26 protein-coding genes and 1 riboswitch are annotated in these 26,323 nt (G+C 40.6%); of the genes, 12 read left to right on the plus strand and 14 right to left on the minus strand.

Annotated features, from left to right (window positions below; all coding sequences use genetic code 11):
• Positions 1-66 precede the first annotated feature (66 nt).
• A complete protein-coding gene (gene queF, locus QYG89_RS10710) occupies positions 67-567 on the plus strand; it encodes a preQ(1) synthase (RefSeq protein ID WP_404317076.1) in 501 nt (166 codons plus the stop codon).
• Between the two features lie 171 nt (positions 568-738).
• On the opposite strand, the gene QYG89_RS10715 is transcribed toward queF, so the two are convergent.
• The 6 genes from QYG89_RS10715 to QYG89_RS10740 form a co-directional block, all read right to left on the minus strand.
• The gene (locus tag QYG89_RS10715) at positions 739-939 is read right to left on the minus strand and encodes a cold-shock protein (RefSeq protein WP_404317078.1); all 201 of its coding nucleotides are present in this window, start codon (positions 937-939) and stop codon (positions 739-741) included.
• 287 nt (positions 940-1,226) lie between these two features.
• A complete protein-coding gene (locus QYG89_RS10720) occupies positions 1,227-2,261 on the minus strand; it encodes an ATP-grasp domain-containing protein (RefSeq protein ID WP_404317080.1) in 1,035 nt (344 codons plus the stop codon).
• Positions 2,258-2,947 (minus strand): WbqC family protein, encoded by a 690-nt coding sequence (locus tag QYG89_RS10725; RefSeq protein WP_404317082.1) that lies wholly within the window; start codon positions 2,945-2,947, stop codon positions 2,258-2,260. The genes QYG89_RS10720 and QYG89_RS10725 overlap by 4 nt, the downstream gene beginning before the upstream one ends.
• Positions 2,944-3,795 carry a UDP-3-O-acyl-N-acetylglucosamine deacetylase gene (locus tag QYG89_RS10730; RefSeq protein ID WP_404317084.1) on the minus strand — a complete coding sequence of 284 codons (852 nt, stop codon included), beginning with the start codon at positions 3,793-3,795 and terminating at the stop codon, positions 2,944-2,946. The genes QYG89_RS10725 and QYG89_RS10730 overlap by 4 nt, the downstream gene beginning before the upstream one ends.
• 13 nt (positions 3,796-3,808) lie before the next feature.
• On the minus strand, positions 3,809-4,774 hold the full coding sequence (locus QYG89_RS10735; RefSeq protein WP_404317085.1) for a CgeB family protein: 966 nt from the start codon (positions 4,772-4,774) through the stop codon (positions 3,809-3,811).
• Positions 4,775-4,789: 15 nt separating this feature from the next.
• Entirely contained in the window at positions 4,790-5,680 is an 891-nt protein-coding gene (locus tag QYG89_RS10740) for a GNAT family N-acetyltransferase (RefSeq protein WP_404317088.1), read from the minus strand.
• A 297-nt stretch (positions 5,681-5,977) separates the two neighbouring features.
• Between QYG89_RS10740 and QYG89_RS10745 the strand changes: the two genes are divergently transcribed.
• The 3 genes from QYG89_RS10745 to QYG89_RS10755 all read left to right on the plus strand — a co-directional run bounded on the left by QYG89_RS10745 (position 5,978) and on the right by QYG89_RS10755 (position 8,453).
• Positions 5,978-6,157 (plus strand): hypothetical protein, encoded by a 180-nt coding sequence (locus tag QYG89_RS10745; RefSeq protein ID WP_404317090.1) that lies wholly within the window; start codon positions 5,978-5,980, stop codon positions 6,155-6,157.
• 230 nt (positions 6,158-6,387) lie between these two features.
• Positions 6,388-7,491: a DegT/DnrJ/EryC1/StrS family aminotransferase gene (locus QYG89_RS10750; RefSeq protein ID WP_404317092.1), complete on the plus strand. Its 1,104-nt coding sequence runs from the start codon at positions 6,388-6,390 to the stop codon at positions 7,489-7,491.
• Complete coding sequence (locus QYG89_RS10755) at positions 7,488-8,453, plus strand: Gfo/Idh/MocA family protein (RefSeq protein WP_404317093.1); 966 nt, start codon at positions 7,488-7,490, stop codon at positions 8,451-8,453. Before QYG89_RS10750 ends, QYG89_RS10755 begins: the two co-directional genes overlap by 4 nt.
• A gap of 91 nt (positions 8,454-8,544) precedes the next feature.
• Here the strand turns inward: QYG89_RS10755 and QYG89_RS10760 are convergent, their stop codons facing one another.
• Positions 8,545-8,724 carry a hypothetical protein gene (locus tag QYG89_RS10760; protein WP_404317095.1) on the minus strand — a complete coding sequence of 60 codons (180 nt, stop codon included), beginning with the start codon at positions 8,722-8,724 and terminating at the stop codon, positions 8,545-8,547.
• A gap of 193 nt (positions 8,725-8,917) precedes the next feature.
• On the opposite strand from QYG89_RS10760, the gene QYG89_RS10765 reads away from it, so the two are divergent.
• On the plus strand, positions 8,918-9,676 hold the full coding sequence (locus tag QYG89_RS10765; protein WP_404317097.1) for an SGNH/GDSL hydrolase family protein: 759 nt from the start codon (positions 8,918-8,920) through the stop codon (positions 9,674-9,676).
• A 95-nt stretch (positions 9,677-9,771) separates the two neighbouring features.
• Here QYG89_RS10765 and metH read toward each other — a convergent pair whose 3' ends face one another.
• Together metH and QYG89_RS10775 are read right to left on the minus strand one after the other, a co-directional pair.
• The gene (metH, locus tag QYG89_RS10770; protein ID WP_404317099.1) at positions 9,772-13,218 is read right to left on the minus strand and encodes a methionine synthase; all 3,447 of its coding nucleotides are present in this window, start codon (positions 13,216-13,218) and stop codon (positions 9,772-9,774) included.
• Complete coding sequence (locus QYG89_RS10775; RefSeq protein ID WP_404317211.1) at positions 13,196-15,061, minus strand: bifunctional homocysteine S-methyltransferase/methylenetetrahydrofolate reductase; 1,866 nt, start codon at positions 15,059-15,061, stop codon at positions 13,196-13,198. Before QYG89_RS10775 ends, metH begins: the two co-directional genes overlap by 23 nt.
• Before the next feature lie 92 nt (positions 15,062-15,153).
• Positions 15,154-15,265, minus strand: a riboswitch (SAM riboswitch).
• A gap of 147 nt (positions 15,266-15,412) precedes the next feature.
• Between QYG89_RS10775 and QYG89_RS10780 the strand changes: the two genes are divergently transcribed.
• Positions 15,413-16,318 carry an EamA family transporter gene (locus QYG89_RS10780; protein WP_404317101.1) on the plus strand — a complete coding sequence of 302 codons (906 nt, stop codon included), beginning with the start codon at positions 15,413-15,415 and terminating at the stop codon, positions 16,316-16,318.
• A 170-nt stretch (positions 16,319-16,488) separates the two neighbouring features.
• On the opposite strand, the gene mreBH is transcribed toward QYG89_RS10780, so the two are convergent.
• Both mreBH and QYG89_RS10790 read right to left on the minus strand, forming a co-directional pair.
• Positions 16,489-17,496, minus strand: coding sequence for a rod-share determining protein MreBH (gene mreBH / locus QYG89_RS10785; RefSeq protein ID WP_404317104.1), 1,008 nt, complete (start codon positions 17,494-17,496; stop codon positions 16,489-16,491).
• 251 nt (positions 17,497-17,747) lie between these two features.
• Positions 17,748-18,257, minus strand: a complete 510-nt coding sequence (locus QYG89_RS10790) for an acyl-CoA thioesterase (protein ID WP_404317106.1) — start codon at positions 18,255-18,257, stop codon at positions 17,748-17,750.
• A 203-nt stretch (positions 18,258-18,460) separates the two neighbouring features.
• On the opposite strand from QYG89_RS10790, the gene argF reads away from it, so the two are divergent.
• Positions 18,461-19,414, plus strand: coding sequence for an ornithine carbamoyltransferase (gene argF, locus QYG89_RS10795; RefSeq protein ID WP_404317213.1), 954 nt, complete (start codon positions 18,461-18,463; stop codon positions 19,412-19,414).
• Positions 19,415-19,551: 137 nt separating this feature from the next.
• Positions 19,552-20,457, plus strand: a complete 906-nt coding sequence (locus QYG89_RS10800) for a LysR family transcriptional regulator (protein ID WP_404317108.1) — start codon at positions 19,552-19,554, stop codon at positions 20,455-20,457.
• A 191-nt stretch (positions 20,458-20,648) separates the two neighbouring features.
• On the opposite strand, the gene QYG89_RS10805 is transcribed toward QYG89_RS10800, so the two are convergent.
• Together QYG89_RS10805 and QYG89_RS10810 are read right to left on the minus strand one after the other, a co-directional pair.
• Positions 20,649-21,884, minus strand: a complete 1,236-nt coding sequence (locus QYG89_RS10805) for an aminopeptidase (protein ID WP_404317110.1) — start codon at positions 21,882-21,884, stop codon at positions 20,649-20,651.
• Positions 21,885-22,106: 222 nt separating this feature from the next.
• Entirely contained in the window at positions 22,107-22,553 is a 447-nt protein-coding gene (locus QYG89_RS10810) for an RrF2 family transcriptional regulator (RefSeq protein WP_404317112.1), read from the minus strand.
• Between the two features lie 181 nt (positions 22,554-22,734).
• Between QYG89_RS10810 and hmpA the strand changes: the two genes are divergently transcribed.
• From hmpA to motB, 4 genes are all read left to right on the plus strand, one after another.
• Complete coding sequence (hmpA, locus tag QYG89_RS10815) at positions 22,735-23,943, plus strand: NO-inducible flavohemoprotein (protein WP_404317114.1); 1,209 nt, start codon at positions 22,735-22,737, stop codon at positions 23,941-23,943.
• Positions 23,921-24,178 carry a hypothetical protein gene (locus QYG89_RS10820; RefSeq protein ID WP_404317116.1) on the plus strand — a complete coding sequence of 86 codons (258 nt, stop codon included), beginning with the start codon at positions 23,921-23,923 and terminating at the stop codon, positions 24,176-24,178. The genes hmpA and QYG89_RS10820 overlap by 23 nt, the downstream gene beginning before the upstream one ends.
• A 140-nt stretch (positions 24,179-24,318) precedes the next feature.
• Positions 24,319-25,110, plus strand: a complete 792-nt coding sequence (gene motA, locus QYG89_RS10825; RefSeq protein ID WP_404317118.1) for a flagellar motor stator protein MotA — start codon at positions 24,319-24,321, stop codon at positions 25,108-25,110.
• Positions 25,103-25,864, plus strand: coding sequence for a flagellar motor protein MotB (gene motB, locus QYG89_RS10830; RefSeq protein ID WP_404317120.1), 762 nt, complete (start codon positions 25,103-25,105; stop codon positions 25,862-25,864). Before motA ends, motB begins: the two co-directional genes overlap by 8 nt.
• A gap of 212 nt (positions 25,865-26,076) precedes the next feature.
• Here the strand turns inward: motB and QYG89_RS10835 are convergent, their stop codons facing one another.
• The gene (locus QYG89_RS10835) at positions 26,077-26,298 is read right to left on the minus strand and encodes a DUF1128 domain-containing protein (protein ID WP_404317122.1); all 222 of its coding nucleotides are present in this window, start codon (positions 26,296-26,298) and stop codon (positions 26,077-26,079) included.
• Positions 26,299-26,323 lie beyond the last annotated feature (25 nt).

The following is a 26,323-nucleotide window of genomic DNA, read 5'->3' on the forward strand; positions in this document are numbered from 1 at the left end:
AACCGCTCCTATTGTACTGTTGAGCGGATCACACTATAATAAAGGGGAGATTAAGGAGGGTTTTACATGGCAGGAAGAAAAGAAGAAGAGTTAAAAACAGAGATTTCACTTTTAGGCAATCAAGGAACAAAATATACATTTGAATACGATCCATCGATTTTAGAGGCATTTGATAACAAACATCCGAATCGTGATTACTTCGTGAAATTCAATTGTCCTGAATTTACGAGTCTTTGCCCGGTGACAGGTCAGCCGGATTTTGCGACGATTTATATTAGCTATATCCCTGATATTAAGATGGTGGAAAGCAAATCGTTGAAGCTGTATTTGTTCAGTTTCCGCAATCATGGCGATTTCCATGAGGACTGTGTGAATATCATTATGAATGACTTGATTAAATTAATGAATCCGCGTTACATCGAAGTATGGGGGAAATTTACGCCAAGAGGCGGCATTTCCATTGATCCGTACTGCAACTGGGGACGTCCTGGGACGAAGTTTGAGGAAATGGCGAACTATCGTTTGATGAATCATGATATGTATCCGGAGACGGTGGATAATCGTTAAAAATAATGAAAATGATTAGTGGCGGCGAGAATCCTATGTTATACTGAGTCTACCATTTACTATTACTTGTTTCGACATTCCCTATTCATTCGTGAGTAGGGAATTTTTATGTTTTTAAAATTAAAAAAACAGACTCTAATTTTAGAGTCTGTTCATATGTGCTAATGTTGATTATGCTTTTTGAACGTTAGCTGCTTGTAGTCCGCGTTGACCTTGTTCAACGTCAAATGTTACAGATTGACCTTCGTCTAAGGATTTGTAGCCATCGCCTTGAATAGCTGAGAAATGAACGAATACGTCGTCTCCATCTTCACGTTCGATAAATCCAAAACCTTTTTCTGCATTAAACCATTTTACTTTACCTTGTTCCATTTGTGTTTCCTCCTCGTATGCAGTGCATACATTGTGTTACTATCCTTGCTCCAAATCTTCCAGACGAAAGTATATCACTTATCAATCCTTACCGAACAAAAATAATTCTTATTAAGTGTAACATGAAAAGCTGTAGTATGCAAGCGAATGTAAAACATAGGCTGTGTCACAGACTATTGTTGATTTGGATGCTTTGTTAATTAGAATGAAAAGTGAGCACCCTCAGGGGGAATCAACCGTCGAGTTTAACAAAGCCTAAATATAAAAAAACTAAAAAGTAATTGATTTTATTCTTTTGTTTTGCTTTTTGTAGAGATACTTTCTTGTTCTAATTGCGAGATTTTTTCAGTTGGTACTAAATAGTCTGCGTATTGCCGGATTACACTTGATTTTATTATGTTTAGTTCAGGAATTTCTTCTTGCAGCAGTTCGGATCGCAATAAGATTTCAGGTTCATTTACGCCTAATAGTGTGCGCATGCCTGTTGTACTGCTGAACCTCGGGTTAATTTCAAAAATATAAGCTTTTTCTTGCCAAAAGCGAAGTTGAAAATTACAAGGCCCGTAAGGTTTAAGAGCAACAGCGACTTGTTTGCAATACTCTGTAATATCCTTAAAGTCACCAGATGTTGCCCTCATGGTAATGCCGTCCTGTAAATGTCTTTTTAATGCAATGGAGGATAAAACAGTTCCATCCATGCCGCTGCAAATTCCCACGGTAAATTCTCCTTGATCATCAGGAAGATATTGCTGAAGGATGATGTCTTTTTTTTCCGAAAGAAGCTGATGAAGGGCCATTAAATTTTGTGCTACATGTACATCTTCAGAACCCTTTCCACGCCTTGGTTTCACAATAAGGGGGAAGTCTACAACTTTAAGAAAAGAGTCGATCTGTTCTTTATCTTCCGGGTAACGAATTGTTTTTGGATAGGGGAAATGATGGTCTTTGAGAAAGTTGACTGTATTCCATTTATCGCTGCAAATAGATAACACACGTGCCGAGTTGGTGAACACTTTCGCATTGGTTTCTGCTTCAATCAATGTTTTGTAGCGGCTATAAAAGGAAAGTTCTTGCGAAGATGCGATAAAAACAGCATGAATGTTTTCTTTTTTTAAGATTTCTAGTAATTTCTCTAAATAAAATTCTTCTTCCTTGACAGGAGGAACGAGATAACTGCGGCAGGCAAGATGAAGCCCCAAGGCATGGGAGTGAATATCAATTGCTACTATCTTAATATGTAGCTTTGATTTTAAGAGGGACTGAATAACCGCCACACCATAGAGAGAGCCCGCTCCAGTTACAAGAACATTTATTGTGTTCATAAATCAATCACCTGTTTTGGTAAAAAATCTTTACTTTTTGGACCGCAATTGAATAGTAAATCAATAACAGACAAATTTGGTATAAAGTCACCCCATAGCTGAGGATAACAAGGCGGATCAAATTCCTGATAAACTAAGCGTATTTGATTTCTTGCAAATTCACTTTCATCATTATAGGATTTCGCTCCAGTACCTGATAAATAAACAGCTGCTTGTAACGTTTTGCAGATGCTAATAATTTTATCTCCCTTTAACCCTGTTGTTCCTAGAATTTCTGAAGAGCGGATGATAGGGGTTTTTATTTCAAGAATAGTACGGATGACATCTATAAGCCGCAAGTTAAAATCGGCTAATGTTTCGTCGGGATTTTCAAAGATAGGAGCAAAAAGGTGTTGATATTGTTTCCAGAAAGGGGCTCGTGCATAGTTTCTTTGAAGTGAACCCCAGTGTTTATTTGGCCATTTACCATCATTAAAGATCGTTACATCTTTGATTAGCCCCTCTTTATTAGATAACGGCACACTTAGCAATCTCGATCCATCTGGACTTTTTATTTGGTTTTTATTCGTAATTGCTGTTTTGGAAAAAGTCACGTCATCGAGGATGACAAATAAATCACAAGACAGCATTTTGTGAAAATATCCGCACCAAGGGATGTAGTTAGGCTGATGAATAGCGATGATCATCGACAATCCCCTCCGAACGCCTCAATTAGTTTTTTGGCCATTCTAATGTTCGTTTTATGACCTGTTCGTATACCAATAAAGTGTCCTTTCACTGGTATACCGATTGTGGCAAGGTCGCCCAATAAATCCACTAGTTTATGTCTGGCTGGTTCATTATCCCATCTCAGTTTATTGTTTTTGTCATTGGAAAGCACAAGGCATTGATCGATCATAGAGCCAATTAGCCCCTCGACAAGATCATATTCAAAGTCCATAATATATGACCTAGCTGGTGACAAGTCAGAGACAAAGTTTGAGTCTGGCGTCAATTTGTAATGGGCCAGTTGGGTTGGCAGCTGTTTATTTGGATAATCAAGCAGATAAGTGAATGTGGGCTCTGCAGCAGGTAAAGCGATTAAAATGTTGTCATAACATTCCCCCTCAAAGGTGAAGGAATCGAAGATCCATTGTGGTTTAGTGACAGTTAGATATTTCTTTGGTAAATGTTGAATGACGGGTTCTGCTTGTAATAGAGCATTTGTGAAATCATGGCAGCTGAATTGGCTGACAACAGGAACATGAGAACTGTTCAAGTGTATTTTTAGATTATCAATACCTAAACCAGTGATCGCGGCTAAAAGGTGTTCTGTATGTTCAATATGAATCGTATTTTTCATTAGAGAGGTCCATCGAGAATCGGCGCTGGCATATTCCGCTCGACATTCTATTTGAGGCTTCCCCGGCAGATCATCACGGATAAACACGATACCGGTATCAGGAGGGGCTGGAAAAAAGGTGACTGCCGTTTGAAATTTCCCTGTTATAGTCATACCGCTGCATTGGGCAGAATGTTTGATTGATTTTTGCATGGAGATCCCAACCTTATCCTAATGATTTGTTTACAACCCTTAATATTTCCGCAGCCCGGTGTGTATAGGTATGCCTTGAGTAGACTTCTTTTTGTCCTAAATGAGCGATGGCTTTTCTTTCTTCTTCATGCTTAAGATAATAATTAACTAATTCGATCGTTTCTTCGGGTGAATGAGAACAAACTAGATGCTTTCCTGGAATAAAGGTTTCTTGAACAGCAGGGGTAGATGGTGTCAATAGAAATCCGCGGGCAGCTAGAACTTCAAATGTACGTGAAGTTAGTTCCGTGAGAGTATTTTGAAATCCGAGAACAATTTTTGCGGAGCTGTAAACATCGTTTGTATCCAAATAGGGAAGTTTTTGCCGCAGAAACTGAGCTGGAACATCAAAGCCGATGAATGGGGAGTGGGATCTATCCCAGCGTTTTCCCCATATTGAAACGTCATAGCCTTTTTCTATCAATGGTTTTAAAAGAATCTGTACACTGTCTTTGCGATAAGAATTCCAAGTCACGCCAGCCGTTGCGACAACGGCGATGTCACATGCGTACTGATCCTGAGACTGGACTGGCTGATGGAAGTCAGGGTTACAAGCCCAGGGAAGGTAGTGAGCCGAATAGCCTAACTCCTCATAAAAGGAAATAGAATCACGATCAATAGTGAAAATATAATCCGGGCAGGTCGTTTCAATATAATAAAGGGACCATTTTTCCCGCCAACGGGGGTCCTCTGTTGCCCAGTAGGCATGTTTCACATCATACTCCTTTAGAAGTCTATGGAGAGTCTGCAGCTTAACGGATGTATGGATTTTCGTCCATCCAGCTGTTACTGCCAAATCTGGCTTGAATTCCATTAACACATTCTTTAGCTCTTCTTCTTGAATATCCGTCAACACTTTCACGTGGCAGCCCAATTTTTCAAAACCGGAAGGAAGCCCCGATAAATACTGTTTCGCAGCTTCAATAAAAAGGATGTTCATATTTATCACCTGATTTCATAAAGTTAATCTGTAGGTTTCACGTAAAATGCCCCGTCCTCCAAACCCTTCTTTGAACTTGAATAAACCAGCATTCACTACTTGCCCTTTATTTTCGGTAGAAATCCCCCAGTCGACAAAGTGGAATCCTTCTTGTAATCCCCAAGTGATAAGGTCACTGAAAATTAGGTTTAAAGGTCTTAAGTGCTGATACTTTTCATGATGACAAATATAAAAACAATTAATTACCCGGCGATTAAGAGCAAAAACGAGTACACCAGCAATCATTTTTTCTTGATAAAAAGCGGAAAACAATTTCAATTGATTAGGATATCTTTGAATGAGATCAAGAATTTCTGAGTATGTGTGAGTAGGAAATGTATGATGCCTTTCTTTAAGATTTTTTTGTAATATCCCCCAGAACTGAATATAATCGTCACTTTCTTTGACGATTACACCTTGATTTATTGCTTTGTTTCTATTTCTAATCGCGTTTTTCTCCATAAAACGATCTGCTGTGTCTATTTCTTTGAGCGGAAGTGCTGTCGCTAATTCTGAAATACTAGGTGAAAATCCGTGGTATCTTAAAGCAAAATCGATTTCATCTGAAGGAGAGAGATGGTAAATACGTGGAACCAATTTTAGCTCTATCGCTTTTAAATCAAGGCGGCGGCAGTGTTCTATGAGAAGAGGGGCCAGGGCTAAAGCTTTAGAAGTATCAAACTTGTGATTAATAATAATTCCACCGTGTGAGGCACCTGGATAGGAACAAAAAATGGAAGATTCTCCTTCTTGTTTTAATGCGGCAGGGATGACAGCGATTAATCGGTTTTGGTCATCATAAGCCATTAAGGAACAATCCTGAAATTTTCCTGGAGGATGATAATTAATAAATTTACGCTCCTGCATAAAGGTTCCATTTCTTGAACGCTGAACAAAGTCATCCCAGATGCTTTCGAATTGATCCGTATACGATGTTATTCTCATTTTATATCACCATTTCATATGAAATTTATAAACGCTGCGTATGGTTAAACGCATAAGAAATAACACGAAATGTCATGATATTCTATGCTGAAACGTATTCCTTAGTGACAATTGTCCGTGGTTGACTATATCCCCTCATTGAAAAGTAATATGAAACATATTGTAATAAAGCAGGTGTTATTATAAAAGCTGTTTTGCTAAAGAAAGGGGTTGAGCAAGATGAGAGAAGAGAAACTAGATAAAGACTCGCCAAAACTAAAGCCAAAACCACCAAAACCACTAAAGCCGCCAAAACCACCAAAACCACCAAAACCACCAAAACCACCAAAACCAAAACCAAAACCAAAACCAAAACCAAGGCCGCCAAAGGGACCGCCTCCGTCTGATGCCGATTACTAAACAAAGGGAAAAGTGTTTTAAGCATTGAAGGATACAAAGAGCTGGCTTCACTATTTAAAGGCAGGAAAAAGGAACATCATAGTTTTTAGAAAAGGTGAGCACTCTGCTACAGGCAGCTGCTCACCTTTTTAGATGTGATGAATATATTATGTTTTAAGAGGTAACGTGAGCCAATTTTTATCAATTTAAACGATTTATGACATAAATTAAGCAGGAAAAGGGGAGAGGAAATGATTCCTCTTGTTGATTTAAAGGCGGAGTATAGAATATTAAAAGATGAAATTAATCAGTCAATAGATCAGGTGCTAGAAAGCAGTCATTTTATTTTAGGAAAAAAAGGGAAAAAACTGGAGAATGATATTTCCAAATATATAGGTGTTGCTCAAGGAGTGGGAGTTGCTAATGGCACGGATGCCCTTTTATTAAGTTTGGAAGCATTAAATATCGGAGCCGGTGATGAAGTGATTACGACCCCTTTTACCTTTTTTGCCACAGCAGAAGTGATTGCAAGAGTAGGCGCAACACCTGTTTTTGTAGATATTCATCCGTTTACTTATAATATGAATCCACATTTAATTGAATCTGCAATTACCGAAAGAACGAAAGCTATTATCGTTGTTCATTTATTCGGCCAACCCGCAGATATGGATGCTATCATGGATATTTCCCGTAAGTATCATCTTCGAGTGATTGAGGATGCGTGTCAATCCATTGGAGCTGCCTTTCAGGGGAAAAAAGTTGGTTCATTCGGTGATGTAGGGTGTTTTTCTTTTTTTCCTTCCAAGAACTTGGGGGCGTATGGTGATGGAGGGATGATCGTAACGAATGATGAAGAATTATATAGCAAAATTACAACTTTGAGAAACCATGGCAGTTGTGAGCGATATGTTCATACACACATTGGTTTAAATAGCCGATTAGATGAGATACAAGCCGCCATTCTAGGAGTCAAATTCAAACGATTGGATGAGTGGAATCATCGAAGAAGAGAATTGGCAGAGGAATATACATCTAGATTAACTGGAACTGTTCAAGTTCCGATTATAGAGGTAGATAGAGAACATGTTTTTCATCAATATTGCATAGAGACGACACAACGAGAACAATTGGCCGAATTTCTCAGGCAAAAACAAATTGCTACTGGAATTTATTATCCTATTCCACTTCATCTTCAACGAGCTTTTTCTCAATTGGGATATGAAAAAGGGGATTTTCCTGTTGCAGAAAGTGTTTCTAAAGAAATATTAGCTCTGCCGATCCACCCTATGATGACAGCCAAGCAGCAAGATCAGGTGATAGTATCTATACAAGAGTTTTTCGGTGATCAGTCATGAGTCTTATTAAAATAGGAGTGGCAGGCATTGGAAGTATGGGTTTGAATCATTGTAGAATATTAAAATCAATGAAAAATGTAGAATTTATTGGTGTATACGATATAGATCAGGAAAGAAGTGAACAAGTAGCAAAAGTGTTTGCAGTTTCGGTTTTTTCCTCTTATGAGAAACTCATACATGCAGTAGATGCTGTCATTATTGCCGTCCCGACGTCTTCTCATTATTCATTAACACTACAGGCAATTCAGAGAGGAAAACATGTGTTGGTTGAAAAGCCTTTTGTCTCCTCTTTAAAGGAGGCTGAGCAGCTTAGACGAATGGTAGAGAAAGAACCAGTTGTCGTTCAAGTTGGCCATGTGGAACGTTTTAATCCAGCTTTTAAACAGTTATCCGAAACTGTAAGCCCACATAACGTACTGTTCATTGAGGCTAGAAGGTTTGGGGTACCAAACAGGCAGATTGATACAGATGTCATCCTCGATATTATGATTCATGATATTGATATCGTTTTACAATTGATAAATAGTCCTCTTTCCACTGTGACTGGAGTGGGTTACTACACGGAAGAAGGTAAAAGATTAGAGGCTGCTTCCGCTTTACTTTCCTTTCAAAACGGGTGTTATGCATCTTTATTTTCCAGCCGCCTTTCCTTAGAGAAAAAAAGAAGTGTATATGTAACAGAACAGGATCGCTTTCTTAAAGCAAATTTATTAACGAAAGAGCTATATATTTACCATAAAGCAGATCGTGCCCCAGCGGGTACACTTTCCTGTCCTCCTGAAAATGTGGTTGGAAAAATAATTGTTCCCCATGCGAATGCGTTATATTTAGAGCTTGAACACTTTCTTCAAGCCATTCAATTGAAACAACATCCTAAAGTTGGTATCCATGAAGCATCCAAGGTGCTTGAAGTAGCATTGAAAATTAAAGAGCAGATAGAAAAAAGTCAACATATGAAATGATACTAACAAAGTTGAAAATGACCGCTAATAATATAAGAGTAAAAAAAGTAAACCAAATATTATAGTTGGTTTACTTTTTTGATTGGACATGTTAAAGGTTATTATTCTGCTGCCCAATTTCTTTGCCGGCAAGGTGCTCATTAGCATCTTTAAGATTTCTGTACTCATCGACAGAATCGCCAGGAGGATATTCATTCATCTCTGAACGTATTGTAACTTGTGGGGTATCAGGTATAAGAGGGGGCTGATCGACTGTGTTTTTTTTCTTCATGTTGTCATCTCCTTTATGATTAATGTGGCTTGGAAAGGGAAGGTTATGCAAAAAACACAGCGCATTCCATGATCGATTTGCTGTTAAAGGGGAAGAGTATAGTAGAGGGGAATTGACTAGTATAAAAAGCATAGTATAATGGAAATAAAATGAAATCAAGGAAGGTTTGAAACGTAAATAAATGTTAAAAAGAATGGGCATTAGATTATTCACTTTGCTTTTTTTATTCACTATACATAGCGAATCAGCTGCTGCTGAGGGACAGACAAGCACAGCAATGAACAAAAGCAGTGTCATTGTGGCATTTGGGGATAGTAACACCGGGGGAACGAATTGGAATACAAATAATTACGATGTAAAAGATAAATGGGTAAACAAGCTGCAGCGAAGTTATACAGTGATCAACGCTGGAATTGCCGGACATACATCGGAAAATGGCAGAATAAGGTTTGCGAAAGATGTATTAAATAAAAACCCGAAAGCCGTCATTATTATGTTTGGAACAAACGACGCGATATTAAATACGAACAGTCAGCCACGAGTATCAAAAGCACGATTTCAACATAATTTAAACTATTTTATAGATACCTTGAAAGCGCGAAAAGTGGAAGTGATTTTAATGACAACTCCTCCGATCATTCAAGGGAATAATAAAATTCAATATTATTATTCAAGACATGATCAAAACCTTTATACGAAATATAACGGGGCTAGGCAGTGGCATGATTCATACAATGCGATCATAAGGACAGCAGCCAAGCAGCAGAACGTGTTCTTAATTGACAACTATGCGAACATGACGCAATCAATGGACGGAATCACAGATAGAAAGCTCATTCAATCAGGATTGATTGACACATCTGGCACCCACCTTACTCCACAGGGATCAGATGTCATTTACCGCTCTGTAAATGCAGCGCTTCATAAGGTGCTTGCACAAAAAAGCCGTTGAAATGATGAACAAAGCAGTTAAACGGCCGAGTAACACATATCAGCTGCAATCAACTAAGATGAAAATAGACAGTGCCGAGGCACTGTCTATTTTTGTTAATCTACATTAAAGTATCTTGCATCCGGATGAGCGAAAACGATGGCGGAAACAGAGGCTTCCGGTTCCATCATGAATCCTTCTGTTAACCGAACACCGATTTCCTCAGGTTGAAGCAATTTAAATAGCTTAGCCTGGTCTTCGAGATTCGGGCAGGCCGGATAGCCGAAAGAGAAACGTTGTCCATGGTATTTAGCCGCAAAACGTTCTTTCATCGTGAAATCGACCGAATCAGGGAAGCCCCACTGGTCTCGCATTTCCTGATGAATACGTTCAGCGAATCCTTCAGCAAGTTCTAAAGCTGTCGCCTGGACGGCATGACTCTTTAGGAATTCACCTTTTTCCTTGAACTCTACAGCTTGATCACGAATACCGAATCCGGCCGAAACGAGGAAGAATCCGACATAATCCATTTCGCCGCTGTCCACTGGTTTCAAGTAGTCAGCGAGGCAAAGGAATGGTTCCCTTTGCTGGCGCGGGAAGGTGAATCGTTCGATTTCTGTTTTGCTGTCTGCCGGATCATAAATAATGACGTCATTGCCGTCAGACTGAGCTGGGAAAAATTGATAAACGCTAGCTGTTTTTAAATGACCTGATTGTAAGAAGTCATCCACCATGTCTTTCAGTGCCACCGCACGTTCGTCTTTTTCAGCGAGTAGTTTTTCTACTTTGCCTTTCAACCCAAGGTGATGACCGATCAATGTTTGGATATTGATATAAGGTTTTAAGTGAGCGACAGGGTAGTTGCGCTGAATACGTTTTTGTAAGTCACGCGGTACAAACACGGGTGCATCTTGACGGACGGTTTTCTTCGGCTTTTCAAGCACAGCTACTGCCGGTGATGTCATCGTTCCGCGATATGCTTCTACTTCTTTCCGTTTTTCCTGCTTTTGTGCTAATTCACTTAAAAGTTCAATTTTTTCTTCTTCATTTTGCAGACGGTTGGCAAGGTTTAAGCCATCCATTGCGTCTTTTGCATATAACACCGGGCCTGTGTACTCTGGTGAAATTTTCGTTTCGGTGAAGCGGCGGGAAAGAGCGGCTCCTCCAACTAAAATTGGCAAATCAATGTTTGCTGCTTTCATATCTTGAGCAGTGATGACCATTTGCTGTGCAGATTTAACGAGAAGACCGGAAAGGCCTACCATGTCCGGATTTTCTTTTCTAATCGCTTCAATCAATTCAGCAGGTGTTACTTTAATACCTAAGTCAACCACTTTAAACCCGTTGTTACTTAAAATGATATCAACGAGGTTTTTGCCGATGTCGTGAACATCGCCTTTTACTGTAGCAAGAACGACTTTTCCCTTACCGTTGTCATTTTCTTTTTTCTCCATATAAGGTTCTAAAAAGGCAACAGATGCTTTCATCACTTCGGCACTTTGCAGTACTTCCGCAACGATCAATTGGTTATCGTTGAAGAGGCGGCCGACTTCTGCCATGCCCTTCATTAGGGGACCGTTAATAATATCAAGCGGTGTATCAAACATGGCCAGTGCCTGCTCTAAATCAGGAATTAATCCTTCTTTCGTGCCTTCAACGACGTAATAGCTAAGTCGTCCTTCTACTGTTTTTGGAATATCTTCTTCTTTTTTCTCTTTCTTTTTATCACGATAAAAGTCCGTGAAAATGGCAAGCGTTTCATCGTTCGTTTCAAATAGTAATTTCTCTGCCATTGTAATTTCTTCTTTAGGAATCGAAGCGAAACGTTCTAGCTTTTCTGTATTGACGATCGCATAGTCAAGTCCTGCCTGCGTACAGTGATATAAATACACCGCATTTAACACTTCACGGCCAACAGGAGGGAGGCCAAATGATACGTTGCTGACGCCGAGAACGGTTAACGCTTTCGGCATCTTTTGTTTAATAAGCCGGATGCCTTCAACCGTTTCTTCTGCTGAGCCGATGTATTGCTCATCACCGGTGCCGACAGGGAAGACAAGCGGGTCAAAAATAATATCTTCAGGAGGGAGTCCCCATTTATTCACGAGCAGATCGTAAGAACGCTGGGCTACTTCCAACTTGCGCTCGCGAGTAACCGCCATACCTATTTCATCAATTGTGCCCACAACAACGGCTGCTCCATATTTTTTTACAAGCGGCAGCACGGCATCAAAGCGTTCTTCGCCGTCTTCTAGATTAATAGAGTTAATAATCGCTTTCCCTTGAGAGTATTTCAGCGCTTTTTCAATGACTTTTTCGTCTGTAGAATCGATGACGAGCGGTACTTTCACTTTTTTCACGACTTCTTTCATGAAAGCTTCCATGTCTTCCAGCTCGTCACGGTCTGGATTGGCAAGGCAAATGTCAATAACGTGGGCGCCGCCTTTCACCTGCGCGCGGGCGACTTCCGCTGCTTCTTCATATTTGCCTTCGACAATCAGCCTCTTAAATTTGCGAGAACCGATCACGTTCGTACGTTCACCGATAAATAATGGGCGCATTGAGTCGTCATATTGAAGAGGCTCAATCCCTGAAACAACGTGTTCATGCGGCTGTTCCGGACGCTCGCGGGGAGGAAGATCAGCAATTGCTTCTCTCATCGCACGGATATGGTCCGGTGTTGTACCACAGCAGCCGCCGACGATGTTCAGCCAGCCTTTTTCAGCAAAGCCTTTAATTTTCATGGCAAGTGATTCTGGAGATTCATGGTAACAGCCTTCTTCATCAGGCAATCCAGCGTTCGGGTAGCAGCTGATAAAGCTTTTAGATAAATCAGAAAGCGAGCGGATATGATCCGTCATAAATTCTGGTCCTGTCGCACAGTTTAAACCGACTGATAACGGACGAATATGTTCAATAGATATATAGAATGCTTCAATGTTTTGTCCCGCAAGTGTTGTACCCATCGGTTCAATCGTACCAGAAATCATAACAGGGAGCTTTTTTCCGGTTGCTTGGAAGGCACGTTCAATACCAAGAGTCCCAGCCTTCACATTTAGCATATCTTGACTAGTTTCCATTAAAATTAAGTCGCAGCCGCCGTCGATAAGGGCTGTCGCCTGCAGCTCGAAATCTTTGCTTAATGTATCAAAATCAATTCCGCCTGTGACGGATAATGTTTTTGTTGTTGGACCGATCGCACCGGCTACATAGCGTGGATGATCAGGAGTGGAAAATTCATCTACACATTTGCGTGCAATTTCTGCTGCCCGTTTATTAATTTCGTAAGCTTGATCACCGAGGTTATATTCATTTAGTACGAGTGGAGTACCGCCAAATGAATTCGTTTCAATAATATCGGTGCCTGCTGCTAAGTAGTCACGGTGAATTTTTTCGATCACGTGAGGAGCGGTAATATTCAAGTATTCATTACAGCCGTCGTATTCTTCGCCGCCGAAATCATCCTCTGTTAAATCGGCTTGCTGAAGCATCGTGCCCATTGCACCATCTAAGAAAAGAATACGTTTTTCCAGCTCTTGTTCAATTGGATATTGTTTGGACATGAGTGATCCCTCTTTCATTCTTTTTTCTATCCAGCTCTTCGATGTAATGGATCAATTCAATCGACATTTCATAGCGCATAAATGGTGTAATAATGTATATGCCGTTAAACAGCTCTGCGGCTGTATCGATTAATTCTTTTGCAATTCTAACTCCTTCAAGTGCCGATGCCTCTTTATCATGTTCGTATGCTTTCATTCTAGCAAGTGTTTCGTCTGACAGTTTAATGCCTGGCACTTCATGATGAAGAAATTCAGCATTTCGTGAACTTGTTAATGGCATAATGCCAAGAAAGATTGGAGTCGGCAAGTGTTTCGTTGCTTCATATACTTCAATAATCTTTTCTTTCGTAAAGACCGGCTGCGTAATAAAATAATCGGCCCCGCATTCAATTTTCTTCTCAAGGCGTTTAACAGCCCGGTCAAGTACACGAACATTTGGATTAAACGCGGCTGCCACTGAGAAGTTGGCTTTTTGCTTGAATGGCTTTCCGGAAAAAGAAATTCCTTCATTCAGCTGTTTAATCAATTGGATGAGTTCCATACTTGAAACATCATATACAGAAGTAGCGCCAGGAAAGTCGCCGACTTTTGTTGGATCACCCGTAATAGCGAGTATATCATGAAGCCCAAGTGCATGCAGTCCCATTAAGTGGGATTGTAATCCAATCAGATTGCGGTCCCGACACGTGATATGAACGAGAGGACGAATGTGATGCTTCATTTTAAGTATAGATCCCATCGCCAAGTTACTGACACGTGGAGAAGCGAGTGAATTATCAGCCATTGTAATCGCGGCTATTCCTGCTTCATGCAAGGCCTTAGCTCCTTCGATGTAAGTGGTCGTATCCAAGTGCTTCGGTGTATCCAGTTCAACAATAATCGTCCGTTCTTTTTTTACTTGTTCGCTTAGCGGAGGCACAATAGGCGGAATGGATTCTTTAATCGTAATTGGCTTTTTAGGGATGACTTTCTTCTCCGTAATAGGTGCAAGACCAGCAAGTGCTTTTTTCGCTGCTTCAATGTGTTTTGGTGTCGTACCGCAGCAGCCGCCGATGAGACGGACACCTGCATTCCGAAGGCGGACAGCTGCTTGGCCAAAGTAATCGGCTTCTGATTCATAGACAATCCGTCCATCTTCTACATCAAGCAGGCTGGCGTTTGGATAAGCGGATAAAAAAGCCTTTTCTGGGAGCGTTACTTCTTCAAATGCCTGAATGGTATGATAAGGGCCGAGGCGGCAGTTTACGCCGACAATGTCTGCTCCAAGCGCTTCTAGCTGTTTCAATGCATGATTTAATGAAAGTCCATTTTGCAAAATACCAGGTTCATGCATAGATACTTGAGTAATCACCGGCAAATCGGTCATCTTGCGAATGAATTGTAAAATAGTCGTTAATTCTTCAAAATCGTAGTATGTTTCAAATAAGAGACCGTCTGGATCTTCTGACAAAATGGCCTCTGCTTGCTGCCGAATCGCTTCTTCGATATCAGGAAGAGGTGCGCTGCTTTTGCCAATACCGCGAATGCCGCCAATGGTGCCGAGAACGAATCGCTGTTCTGGTGCCGCTGCTTTCTTGGCAATGCGTACCGCTGCTTTATTTAATTCCAGTGCGCGGTCTTCCAGTCCGTATCTTGCAAGCTTTATAGCGTTGGCACTGTACGTATTTGTTTGAATAATATCAGCGCCTGCCTTGATATATTCACGATGAATCTTTTCAATAATTTCCGGTTTTTCTACATTGAGTTCCTCATAGCAAAAATCAATGCCATAAGAATAGAGAAGAGTGCCTATTGCACCATCAGCTGTCAATACTTCATTTTGCAGCCTGTCTAATAGCTTCATAGTGTCCGTCCTTTCCAACCACTTATTTCTAATCATAAGAAAAAGCCCCCTTAAACATAGCAAGAAGGCTTTACATCGTTAATGTTTGATCCTTCTTATCTTTCAAACTGATTCAGCAGTTTGCTGGATTTAGCACCTAGGCCCGCTAGCGGCTGGTTGCTGAAGCTTCACAGGGCCAGTACCCTCAGCTTCTCTTGATAAGAAATACGTTACTATTCACTTAATCTGATAATTGAACATATCATATCCCTTTAGCAGGAATTAGTCAATAGAAAATTTAGAATAATTTAAATAGGATTGTCGAATAGTGTTGGGCAGGATATACTGGCTTTAAATAAAGGAGGATTAAGATTGAATCAGTTTCGGTATTCTTTATTTATTTTAATAGGGGCAAGCAGTTATGGCTTTCAAGCTTCTATTGTTAAGCTGATGACGAATGCCGGCTATGAGGCGGCTCATGCGGCTAGTTCTCAATACCTTTTCGGACTGCTGCTGCTGTTCATTCCATTTATCTTAACAAAACGTGTGAAGGTAAATGGCAAACAGACTTTGTCCCTGTTTGGTGTCGGCATTTTATTAAGCTTAACAGGAGTATTTTATGCTATTAGTATACAGGAGCTGTCTGCTTCAGTAGCCATCGTTTTGCTTTTCCAATTTACCTGGATTGGAGTTCTCATTGAATCTATTTATTTAAGAACTTTTCCTTCTCATCTAAAGATCATTTCAATTATTCTTTTATGGGTAGGTACACCATTCGCTGCTGGTGTGTCCCCTGAAGGGCTAGGATTGTTAAACAATACAAAAGGTCTTGTGTATGGTTTTCTTGCTGCCTTGATGTTTGCATTGTACCTCTTCTTTAGCGGCAAAGCAGGAAAAGGGGTGCCAACGATTCAAAGAAGCTTCATCATCGCTATTAGCGGATTGCTCACTACTTTTCTATTTATATCGCCTGCTTTTATCGTCGATGGCACGATCACGGACGGTTTGTGGAAATATGGCTGGCCGATCGGATTGTTTGGCGTATTTGTGCCTGTTGTTTTCTTTGCATTAGGTACACCGCATGTCGATTCAGGGATAGCGGCCATTCTTGGTGCTGCGGAATTACCAGCGGCAATGATTGGAGCGATGCTCATTGTTGGAGAACAATTGACACTCGGGCAGGCAGCCGGGATTGTACTAATCTTAATCGGTATTGGTGTTCCGCAATGGCGTTCGAGGAAAAATGTGGATTCAAAGAAGTTTTCTAGCAGTTGTTAATGATTTTCCAAGGAAATGAAAGAGGTTGACTCAGAAGGGTCTGTTCCTGCTTTCAATAGACTATATATTATAGAAGTTACTCCTTCGAATATACAGTCTGTTGTTAGTGTGGGAGCAGACTCTTTCATTTTGAGTCAACCTTTTTGGCAGAAATAAAATACAAAAGACGGTTAGTTGGTTACTTTTTGCAAAATTTTCATGACGTGCAGCGAGCGTCCAGTACCAATCGCAACAGATTCCAATGGATTAGGAGCAAGGTGAACGGGTACGATAATGACCTCGCTCAGCCATTCCTGTATGCCGTTTAACAGAGCGCCGCCGCCGCTGATGACTACGCCGCGATCAACGATGTCACCGCTTAGTTCAGGCGGAGAATTTTCCAAAGTGACGCGAATCGTTTCTAGAATAGTAAGCAATGATTCTTTTATTGCTTTTTGAATTTCATAAGAGCTTATTTCAATTGTTTTAGGCAAACCTGTAACGAGATCACGCCCGCGTACATCCATCGTGCGCTCTTCGTGATCAATTAAAGCATAGCCGATTTCCATTTTAATTTTTTCCGCGGTCCGTTCACCGATGAGAAGGTTATATTGTTTGCGTACGTATTGAATGATATCTTCATCCAACTTATCACCGCCGACTCGGACTGAGTTGCAAGAAACAACACCGCCATAAGAGATGATCGCCACTTCTGTCGTGCCGCCGCCGATGTCAACGATCAAATTAGCGATTGGTTCTTCTACAGGCAAATCAGCACCGATCGCAGCAGCGACAGGCTCTTCAATTAAATGAACGGTTTTTGCGCCGCTGCTTTTTACTGCATCTTCAATCGCTTTCTTTTCGACGGTTGTCGCTCCAGAAGGAGTGCAAACAACAACGTTTGGTTTGCGGATTTTGAAACCTAACACTTTGCTGGCCTTTTTCATTAATCCTTTAAGCATTTCAGATGTAATATCAAAGTCGGCAATCACACCGTCTTTCATCGGGCGTGTAGCCGCAATGCGTCCAGGAGTTTTTCCAATCATTTCTTTAGCTTCTGTACCAATAGCGACCACTTTTTTTGTTTCCGTATCAATGGCTACGACTGATGGTTCATTGACGATAATTCCTTTATCTTTACTGTAAACAAGTAAATTAGCCGTTCCTAAATCGATTCCAATTTCCATTTGTCCAAACATATTCATTCCTCCAAATGACATCTCTATATAGTATAAAAAGGAACGAAGTGAACCGTATAGGGGACAAAATAAGGAAAATGGAATATTACAATTTGAACTCTATTATTACAGCGGTTTTCTCCAACAAGAATAATGAATGAAGCGATTTCGTGGAGGGAGAAGGGAAGAGGATGTTAATAAATCTTAATTTTTGTAAACTAAAAAACCGCTGGAATTCAGCGGTTTTTACATGTTTATTACATTTTATCAGTCTATTTACCTGCAGAAGAAAAGAATGCCGCTAGTTCTTTGCTGTATTTTTTCCGTTCTTTCCGGTGTTCGGCCCGGCTGATGGCTGTTTGATTCAGCCATTTTTCTTCCTCTGTTTCAGGAATCACTTCAGGGATCACAACTGACCGCCCCGATTGGTCAAGAGCGACAAATGTTAAGAAAGAAATGGCTGCTACTTCCTTTTCTCCCGTCATTAAATTTTCAGATGATACTTTTACGAATACTTCCATGCTTGTTGTGCCTGTATAAGATACCATGGCTTCAAGCGTAACTGCATCCCCTACACGAATGGGCTTTAGGAAATCAACAGAGTCTGTCGAAGCTGTCACTACAGGTTTTCTAGCTAGCTTTGTAGCTGAGATAGAGGCGATATTGTCTATATCTGCCATCAATTTACCGCCGAATAAAGTGCCATGATGATTTGTGTCAGGCGGGAAGACATGGCTCGTCTTAACAGACAGGGTATCTTTCATGAACTTTTTTTCTCTCATATGCGTTACCTCGCTAATTGATTTCATACATGTAGTATACCTCATATGATCAAAAAAACGGTTCTTTTACAAAAAAAATAGAAGAATTCAGAAAATAAGGTTGTATTTTAATTAATTTTAATGTATAAATATTAATAAGATCATAAACAGCGAACAAATGAAAGAAACGATAAATTAAAAATGAGATACACGGGGTGAGAAAATTGATAACAACAGATATACAAAAAACTCAGGCATTAAAAGGGAAAGATTTATTAAAACTTGTGGATTATACTCCAGAAACGATAGAGGCACTTATTCATTTAGCAGATGATATGAAAAAGAATAGAGAAAAGTATTTTGATGCTTTAAAAGGTCAGCTTCTTGGAATGATCTTTGAAAAGCACTCCACGAGAACGCGCGTCTCGTTCGAAGCAGCTATGATTCAGCTTGGAGGCCATGCGATGTTTTTGAGCTCCAACGATATGCAAATTGGACGCGGCGAAACCATTGAAGACACAGGTAAGGTGTTATCAGGGTATTTGGATGGCATTATGATCCGTACGCACAGCCATTCAAGAATTGAAGCATTGGCTGAGGCCGCAAATATACCTGTCATTAATGGATTAACGGATTTATATCATCCGTGTCAAGCTCTTGCAGATCTTTTAACTATTTATGAAATCAAAGGTGAATTTAAAGGAACGAAACTTGTATATGTTGGAGATGGCAACAACGTCGCTCATTCATTGATGATTGGCGCAGTAATGATGGGGATGGACTTTACATTATCGACACCAGCCGGTTATGAAGCGGCTACTCAAATTGTGGAAATTGCTAAAGAAATTAGCTCGCAAACAGGAGCAAAACTTGAATTTGTCGAAAATCCGCAAGAAGCAGTACAAGGAGCAGATTTTATTTACACAGATGTATGGACGAGTATGGGACAGGAGGAAGAAGCGGAGGCACGTTTGAAGGATTTTGCTCCTTATCAAGTGAATGAACAGTTGCTGTCCTTTGCTAATCCAGATTGCAAGTTTATGCATTGTCTGCCGGCACATCGCGATGAAGAAGTTTCGGCTGGAGTGATGGACGGAGACGCATCTGTTGTATTTCAACAGGCTGAAAACCGGATGCATGCACAAAAGGCGGTTCTTTATAGCGCAATGAAAAAGTAAGTCTGAGGGTGCCTAAAATAGCTCTTGTCTACCATTTGAAACGGACTGTTATCGGTCCGTTTTTTTTTCTGTGATTTAAAGGTGCCGTGGTAAAATAAACATACAATAGAAAAACGGCTGGAAAGGGAGTGGACTTAATGGAGCTTCGGCAAATTAAATACTTTATGGAAGTAGCTAAAGAAGAGCATGTGACAGAAGCCGCTTACCGTCTGCATGTAGCGCAATCAGCAGTCAGCCGGCAAATTGCTAAATTAGAAGATGAACTCGGTGTAGAATTATTTTCGCGTGAAGGGCGAAATGTGAAGTTAACCCATGCAGGCAGGATATTTTTGCAGCATATTGAATTGGCCATGGCTGAAATTGACCGCGCTGTGGCAGCGGTAGATAGTTACTTGAATCCAGAAACCGGAAAGATTCGACTTGGTTTTCCTAACTCTCTTGCTACAAAAACGCTGCCGCGTGTGATCTCTGCTTTTCGGAGCCAATATGCGGACATTGGATTTGACTTTCATCAAGGATCGAACAAGGAACTTCGGGAGCTAGTGGAAAGAGGCGAGATTGATTTTGCTTTTGTCTCTCCGGTACCTGAAAGCACACATGAAATTTCAACCGAGATCTTTTTTTCCGAAAATATGAGAGTGCTGCTTCCAGATCATCATCGGCTGGCGAAAAGAGAGGAAGTAAATCTGCGGGAGTTAAGGCATGATCAATTCGTTTTATTTCGTACGGGTTATGATATGAGAAAACTCGTCATCGAAGCTTGCCGTCAAGTGAGTTTTGAACCTAAAGTTGGGTTTGAAAGTGAAGACATATATACGATTAAGGGGTTGGTAGAAGCGGGGCTCGGTGTCAGCTTGCTGCCGGAAACACTTTTAATCGAACAAACACCCCCTGGCACAATCAGCCTGCCCATCAGTGTGCCGCAAGTAACAAGAACGGTCGGAGTGATTGTCACAAAAGTCCGTACGCTATCGCCTTCGGAAAAGTTATTTTATAATTTTCTCATTGAATATTATGACCGATTGAATCAATTCAGTTTATAAATAGTATGAAAGGCTTGAGCCAATTAAAAAACTGTCTGAAATGATGAACCACATACAAAAAGCTGTCCCTTCGCATTAAGGGACAGCTTTTTTCATATTGTCTATGTTCATGATGATTGTTGCCGTTGCCCCTTTGACGATTGGACCGCCCACGGCGGAAATCAACAGGGGTGTTTAACAAAGACTTCATATTAAACGCCTTCCGCCCAGTTTCCGTTCCGGAAGATTGGTTCGATTTCTCCATTTTCTTTAATTCCATCAATATTCATTTGGGCTGAACCAATCATGAAGTCGACATGCGTGATACTTGTATTCAGGCCTTTTTGTCCAAGTTCCTCTTGTGACATGGATTTGCCGCCTTCGATGCAAAATGCATAAGCACTGCCGATAGCTAGGTGGTTAGAGGCATTTTCATCGAATAGCGTGTTGTAAAAGAGAATATTTGATTCTGAAATAGGTGAATGATGAGGGACGAGGGCGATTTCCCCAAGGTAATGGGAGCCTTCATCTGTTTCCACCAATTTCTTTAATACGTCTTCTCCTTCTTTTGCCTGTACGTTTGTAATCCGGCCGTTGTCGAACGTGATTTTGAATTCATCAATAATGTTGCCGCCATAGCTCAATGGTTTTGTACTGGACACATACCCGTTGACACCGGTTTTATAAGGAACGGTAAATACTTCTTCTGTCGGCATGTTGGCCATGAATTCCTGCCCATTTTCATTGATGCTGCCAGCTCCGACCCAGAGATGGCCATCAGGAAGATCAATCGTTAAATCTGTTCCAGGTGCCGTATAGTGAAGTTGTTTGAATCGTTTTTCGTTTAAATAATCGACTTTTTTGTGCAGTTCTTCATCGTGTGTCTTCCAAGCTTCCACAGGGTTGTCTGTATCTGCACGTACAGCTTTAAAGATCGCTTCCCATAAGGCGGGCACTTGCTTTTCTTGATCAAGGTCAGGGAATACTTTTTCTGCCCATGCTTGGGATGGAGCAGCAATCACCGTCCAGCTGACTTTATCGGATTGAATGTATTGACGATATTTGCTCATCGCCTGCCCGGCTGCTTTTTGAAAACTGGCAATACGTTCTGGATTAACACCTTTTAATAAGTCCGGGCTGGAGGAGATGATGGACATAAAGGCTGCGCCTTCTTCTGCTGATTGTTCAAGCATTTGTACGCGCCATTTAGGAAATTCCTTAAATGCTTCGTCTGGAGCGAGATCATATTTCAGACGCGACACGACATCATCATCCCAATTCACATAAACATGCTTGGCGCCTGCTTTGTACGCTTTCTCTACGATTAATCGTACAAGATCAGCTGTGTTAATCGATGTGTTAATGACTAGCGTTTGGTCTTTTTGAATATTGACGCCTACTTTTACGGCCAGTTCAGCATACTTTTCTAACGTTTGTTGGAAGTCCATCCTATGCATTCTCCTTTTTTAAACAAAATAGTGAATATATTCATTGTATCAAGAATAGAAGAAAGGGCAAAATGTTACGGTGAAAAATGAGGGTTTTTTGGATTGAGATTTCTTATAGGATGGGTATCAGGAAAGGTGTGGCTTTATGAAGCGACTTTCAATTTTTTGTGTTTGCCATATTTACATGTGGGAAAACATAGATGGACCCCCGAAGATGCGGGTTTAATCTTCAGGGGTTGGTAATAATAGATTGCGTAAGGCGGTCGGGTTCACTGTCAGATCTTTCAGCGTATATTGATCAAGTACGGCAAGATAGGCTTGCAGCGCTTGATAAAGAATATGCCTTAGTCCGCATACTGATGTGATGGCACAGCTGTTTATATCTGGGTTGAAGCATTCGACTAAATGGAAGTTGTCTTCTGTTTGCCGCACGACTTTACCAATATTGATGTCTTCTGGCTGAAGAGCGAGCCGAATGCCGCCGCTGCGTCCGCGGATCGTTTCAATCAGCCCTAACTTACCAAGTTCATGAATCACTTTCATTAAATGATTTTTCGAAATTTGATAAGCCTCTGCTATTTCTTTAATATTGGAAAGTTCTTCTTCTGGTTTAGAAGCTAAATATATTAATACACGCAGGGAATAATCAGTGTAAAGCGTTAATTTCATTTTTTTCACCACTATTTTTTTTGGTCTTATTTCTATTATATATGTCCACGTAATGGGAATCAAAGAATGTGAACATTTTATTACACAAATCAAAAAGCATTGATTTCGGTTTGAAAAAGGATTATAAATAAGATGTATCAAAAATACATCTTTAAAATAACTCATTATTGGAGGGCCTATTATGCTATCCCAAAAAACTATTGATATCGTGAAATCTACTGCTCCTGTACTTGAAGAAAGAGGAAAAGATATTACTACTCACTTTTACAAATCAATGTTTGCAGCACATCCAGAGCTTTTAGATATATTCAACCATGCGAATCAGCAGCAAGGGCGCCAACAAACAGCTTTAGCTACTACTGTTTATGCAGCTGCAAGATATATTGATCAATTGGAAGTGCTGATCCCAGCGGTCACACAAATTTCTCACAAACACCGCAGTCTAGGGGTCAAGGCTGAACATTACCCAATTGTCGGCGAGTTTTTGTTAAAAGCGATTAAGGAAGTATTAGGTGATGCAGCAACAGATGAAATTATCGATGCGTGGGCCGAAGCATATGGGGTGATTGCTAAAATATTTATTGACACTGAAGCGGGAATGTATAGAGAAGCAAGTGAACAGCTAGGCGGCTGGATGGACTTTAAAGAGTTTGAAGTAGCTGATAAAGTAGAAGAAAGCTCTCTTATTACATCTTTCTATTTCAAACCGAAAGACGGATCACAAGTACCTGCTTATAAACCGGGACAATATATTACAATTAAGCTTCATATTCCTGGTGAAAAGAATATCGTTAATCGACAATACAGCCTATCAGCAGCTCCTGGTCAAGACTATTTCCGTATTTCTGTTAAACGTGAAGCGGATCATGAACCAGCAGGAAAAGCATCTAACTATTTACACGGCCATGTGAATAAAGGCGATGTCGTTGAATTGAGTGCGCCAGCTGGAGATTTCTATCTCGATGTTGATAATGAAGCACCAGTTGCTTTGATCAGCGGGGGAGTTGGTATTACTCCGATGATGAGCATGCTTGAAACATTAGCAGCGAAAAATAGCAAACGTGAAATTGTCTTTATCCATGCAGCGCGCAACGAAGCGGCTCATGCATTTAAAGAGCATACACAACAAATGGTAAAAGAATTAGCCAATGCCCGTTCTTACGTTGCTTATGACAAGAAGACAGATGAACAAACAATGTGTGATGTGGAAGGACGTATTAGTGCTGAATTCTTAAAAGAAGTCATTTCTTCAGACAGCATTTGTTACGTTTGCGGTCCAGTGCCATTCATGGGAGCAGTGATTGGCCATTTAAGTCAAAACGGTATTCCGGAAGATCGAATTAAATTTGAATTCTTCGGACCAGCTGTTGAGCTTTCAAAAGCACAATAAAACAGATAAAAAAAGAGAGCGTTCCAAAAGCTTGGCTGTTGGGACGCTTTCTTTTTTTGCGTATATCACAAAAGAATTTTCACAAGATAGTCAAAAAAATGGAGATTTTCCTATAAAAAACTCTATAAAAATATACGATATACTTGTCGTATTGGTTTGTTTTTCGTTTGGCTATTTAATGATGAGTGTTGATGTTGCCCCTTTGTTGATTAGAGCGGCAGGCGAGTGTCTGTAATGGAAATCAATAAGGGAGTTGAACAAAGTCTTTCGTTTAACAAGCCCTTTCACCTATAAAATAATTGTGAAAAAAGATACAAAAAAACTTTTTCAGACCGATATTAAAATTACAAAAATAAAAATACAGGGTGAATGAGAATGGACAAAAGTTCAATTATAGGAGTTATTCTTGGAGTTGTCGCTGTAGGAGTAGGTATGGTGTTCAAAGGAGTAAGTCCAGAAGTGCTGATCAATCCTGCCGCTCTTTTAATTATTTTGCTCGGAACAGCAGCTACAGTTACGATTGCTTTTCCTTCAAGCGAGTTAAAAAGATTGCCAAAGCTGTTTGGAGTCATTTTTAAAGAAAAAGAAATGATGTCTCCGCAAGAGGTGATTCGGCAGTTTACGGGCTGGGCTGAACTTGCAAGAAGAGAAGGTCTGCTTGCTCTCGAAGCGAGAGTCGATGAAGTGGATGAACCATTTTTGAAGAATGGGCTCAGCTTAGCAGTAGACGGGCAAAATGCTGATTACATACGTGACGTGATGAACGAAGAACTTTCGGCTATGGAGGAGCGCCATGCGTCTGCTGCGAGTATGTTTGTTCAGGCAGGAACGTATGCCCCCACACTTGGAGTGCTCGGTGCGGTCATCGGCTTAATTGCAGCTCTTGGCAATATGAATGATACTGATACGCTGGGGCACGCGATTTCAGCCGCTTTTGTGGCGACGTTGTTAGGGATTTTTACTGGGTATGTGCTTTGGCATCCGTTTGCTAATAAATTAAAGCGAAAATCCAGACAAGAAATCAAAGTGAAAGAAATGATGATTGAAGGTGTCCTTTCTATTTTAGAAGGAGAATCGCCGCGTGTGCTTGAACAAAAGCTTTCCTCTTATTTGCCTGCAGATGAGAAGAAGAAATTGATCGAGGAAAGTGGCGAGACAAATGAGTAAGCGAAAAAAACGTCAAGATCCTGATCATATTGATGAGTCATGGCTGCTGCCTTATGCGGATTTGCTGACATTGCTGCTCGCTTTATTTATCGTCTTATTTTCCATGAGTTCGGTTGATGCGAAAAAGTTTCAACTTTTCTCCCAGGCATTCAATAATATTTTTACAGGAGGTGTCGGAGTAATGGATTATTCCGAGTTAACTCCTTCTGAAACGACATCTCCCGATCAGCCGTTGACAGGACTTGGTGAGCGGGATAAAAAAGAACTAGCTCAAATACAGCAAAAGATCAATACATATATTACAGAAAATAATTTGCAAAACAAAGTAGAAACGGTGTTAAACGGAGAGGGATTGTTGCTGCGTATCCGTGAAAATGTTCTCTTTGATTCGGGAGTGTCTGAAATTAGGGAAGAAGATAAAAAAGCAGCAAGAGATATTTCTCGATTACTAGAAATGGATTTACCACGCATGATCATTATTAGCGGACATACTGATAACATTCCGATTAAAACAGCAGAGTTTGAATCAAATTGGGAATTAAGCGCCATGAGAGCGGTCAACTTTATGAAAGTTGTTTTGGAAAACGAGAAGCTTGATCCTCGTTTGTTCAGTGCGAAAGGCTATGGGGAATATCAGCCGATCGCATCAAATGAAACAAAAGCCGGACAGGCAAAAAATCGACGGGTAGAAATATTAATTTTACCGCAAGGAGAAAAAGAAAACGGTGTGCAAACTCCTGATTCGGTGAAATAAAAATGAACAGCGCTTTATAACAGACGTGAAAAAAGCCGGCAAATGCCGGCTTTTTTAGACAAAGTCTATTTTATACACCCTCAGGCTGGTTGAAAACGTTTGTCTTTCCTGACGAGGAGCAGAGTGACCAGAGGGGTCATGAGCACCGCAGACGGGCGAGCAACGAAGAAAGCGAGCGTTTGTCAACAGCCTGAAGCCGGCAAATGCCGGCTTTATTTCTTTAAGTTGCCAAGCTCTTCAACGATTGCTTGCATTTCACTAGGGCTAAAGGTGTTTTTTCTATTTACTAATTCATAAATGTCTTTTAAATCTTCATAGGAGGCTTCGCTAAAATGTTCGGGTTTAATAGCACCGACATTGACCATGCGCAGCTTCGAAGTGATTTGTTCTATCATATATTCTATGTTTTCAGGTGATTTCACAGACAGATCCACGTTCTTCTCATCCTCTCGGGCAATT

Origin of the sequence: Bacillus lumedeiriae (assembly GCF_044891285.1) — a bacterium.
Taxonomy (GTDB): domain Bacteria; phylum Bacillota; class Bacilli; order Bacillales; family Domibacillaceae; genus Pseudobacillus; species Pseudobacillus lumedeiriae.

Coding starts and splice junctions, on each gene's coding strand:
- hmpA (WP_404317114.1), top strand. CDS start 22,735: ATGCTATCCCAAAAAACTATTGATATCGTGAAATCTACTGCTCCTGTA.
- QYG89_RS10805 (WP_404317110.1), bottom strand. CDS start 21,884: ATGGACTTCCAACAAACGTTAGAAAAGTATGCTGAACTGGCCGTAAAA.
- QYG89_RS10735 (WP_404317085.1), bottom strand. CDS start 4,774: ATGAACATCCTTTTTATTGAAGCTGCGAAACAGTATTTATCGGGGCTT.
- motB (WP_404317120.1), top strand. CDS start 25,103: ATGAGTAAGCGAAAAAAACGTCAAGATCCTGATCATATTGATGAGTCA.
- QYG89_RS10755 (WP_404317093.1), top strand. CDS start 7,488: ATGAGTCTTATTAAAATAGGAGTGGCAGGCATTGGAAGTATGGGTTTG.
- QYG89_RS10760 (WP_404317095.1), bottom strand. CDS start 8,724: ATGAAGAAAAAAAACACAGTCGATCAGCCCCCTCTTATACCTGATACC.
- mreBH (WP_404317104.1), bottom strand. CDS start 17,496: ATGTTTGGACAAATGGAAATTGGAATCGATTTAGGAACGGCTAATTTA.
- QYG89_RS10740 (WP_404317088.1), bottom strand. CDS start 5,680: ATGCAGGAGCGTAAATTTATTAATTATCATCCTCCAGGAAAATTTCAG.
- QYG89_RS10775 (WP_404317211.1), bottom strand. CDS start 15,061: ATGAAGCTATTAGACAGGCTGCAAAATGAAGTATTGACAGCTGATGGT.
- metH (WP_404317099.1), bottom strand. CDS start 13,218: ATGTCCAAACAATATCCAATTGAACAAGAGCTGGAAAAACGTATTCTT.
- QYG89_RS10765 (WP_404317097.1), top strand. CDS start 8,918: ATGGGCATTAGATTATTCACTTTGCTTTTTTTATTCACTATACATAGC.
- QYG89_RS10725 (WP_404317082.1), bottom strand. CDS start 2,947: ATGATCATCGCTATTCATCAGCCTAACTACATCCCTTGGTGCGGATAT.
- QYG89_RS10715 (WP_404317078.1), bottom strand. CDS start 939: ATGGAACAAGGTAAAGTAAAATGGTTTAATGCAGAAAAAGGTTTTGGA.
- QYG89_RS10750 (WP_404317092.1), top strand. CDS start 6,388: ATGATTCCTCTTGTTGATTTAAAGGCGGAGTATAGAATATTAAAAGAT.
- motA (WP_404317118.1), top strand. CDS start 24,319: ATGGACAAAAGTTCAATTATAGGAGTTATTCTTGGAGTTGTCGCTGTA.
- QYG89_RS10730 (WP_404317084.1), bottom strand. CDS start 3,795: ATGCAAAAATCAATCAAACATTCTGCCCAATGCAGCGGTATGACTATA.
- QYG89_RS10720 (WP_404317080.1), bottom strand. CDS start 2,261: ATGAACACAATAAATGTTCTTGTAACTGGAGCGGGCTCTCTCTATGGT.
- QYG89_RS10800 (WP_404317108.1), top strand. CDS start 19,552: ATGGAGCTTCGGCAAATTAAATACTTTATGGAAGTAGCTAAAGAAGAG.
- QYG89_RS10790 (WP_404317106.1), bottom strand. CDS start 18,257: ATGAGAGAAAAAAAGTTCATGAAAGATACCCTGTCTGTTAAGACGAGC.
- QYG89_RS10810 (WP_404317112.1), bottom strand. CDS start 22,553: ATGAAATTAACGCTTTACACTGATTATTCCCTGCGTGTATTAATATAT.
- queF (WP_404317076.1), top strand. CDS start 67: ATGGCAGGAAGAAAAGAAGAAGAGTTAAAAACAGAGATTTCACTTTTA.
- QYG89_RS10745 (WP_404317090.1), top strand. CDS start 5,978: ATGAGAGAAGAGAAACTAGATAAAGACTCGCCAAAACTAAAGCCAAAA.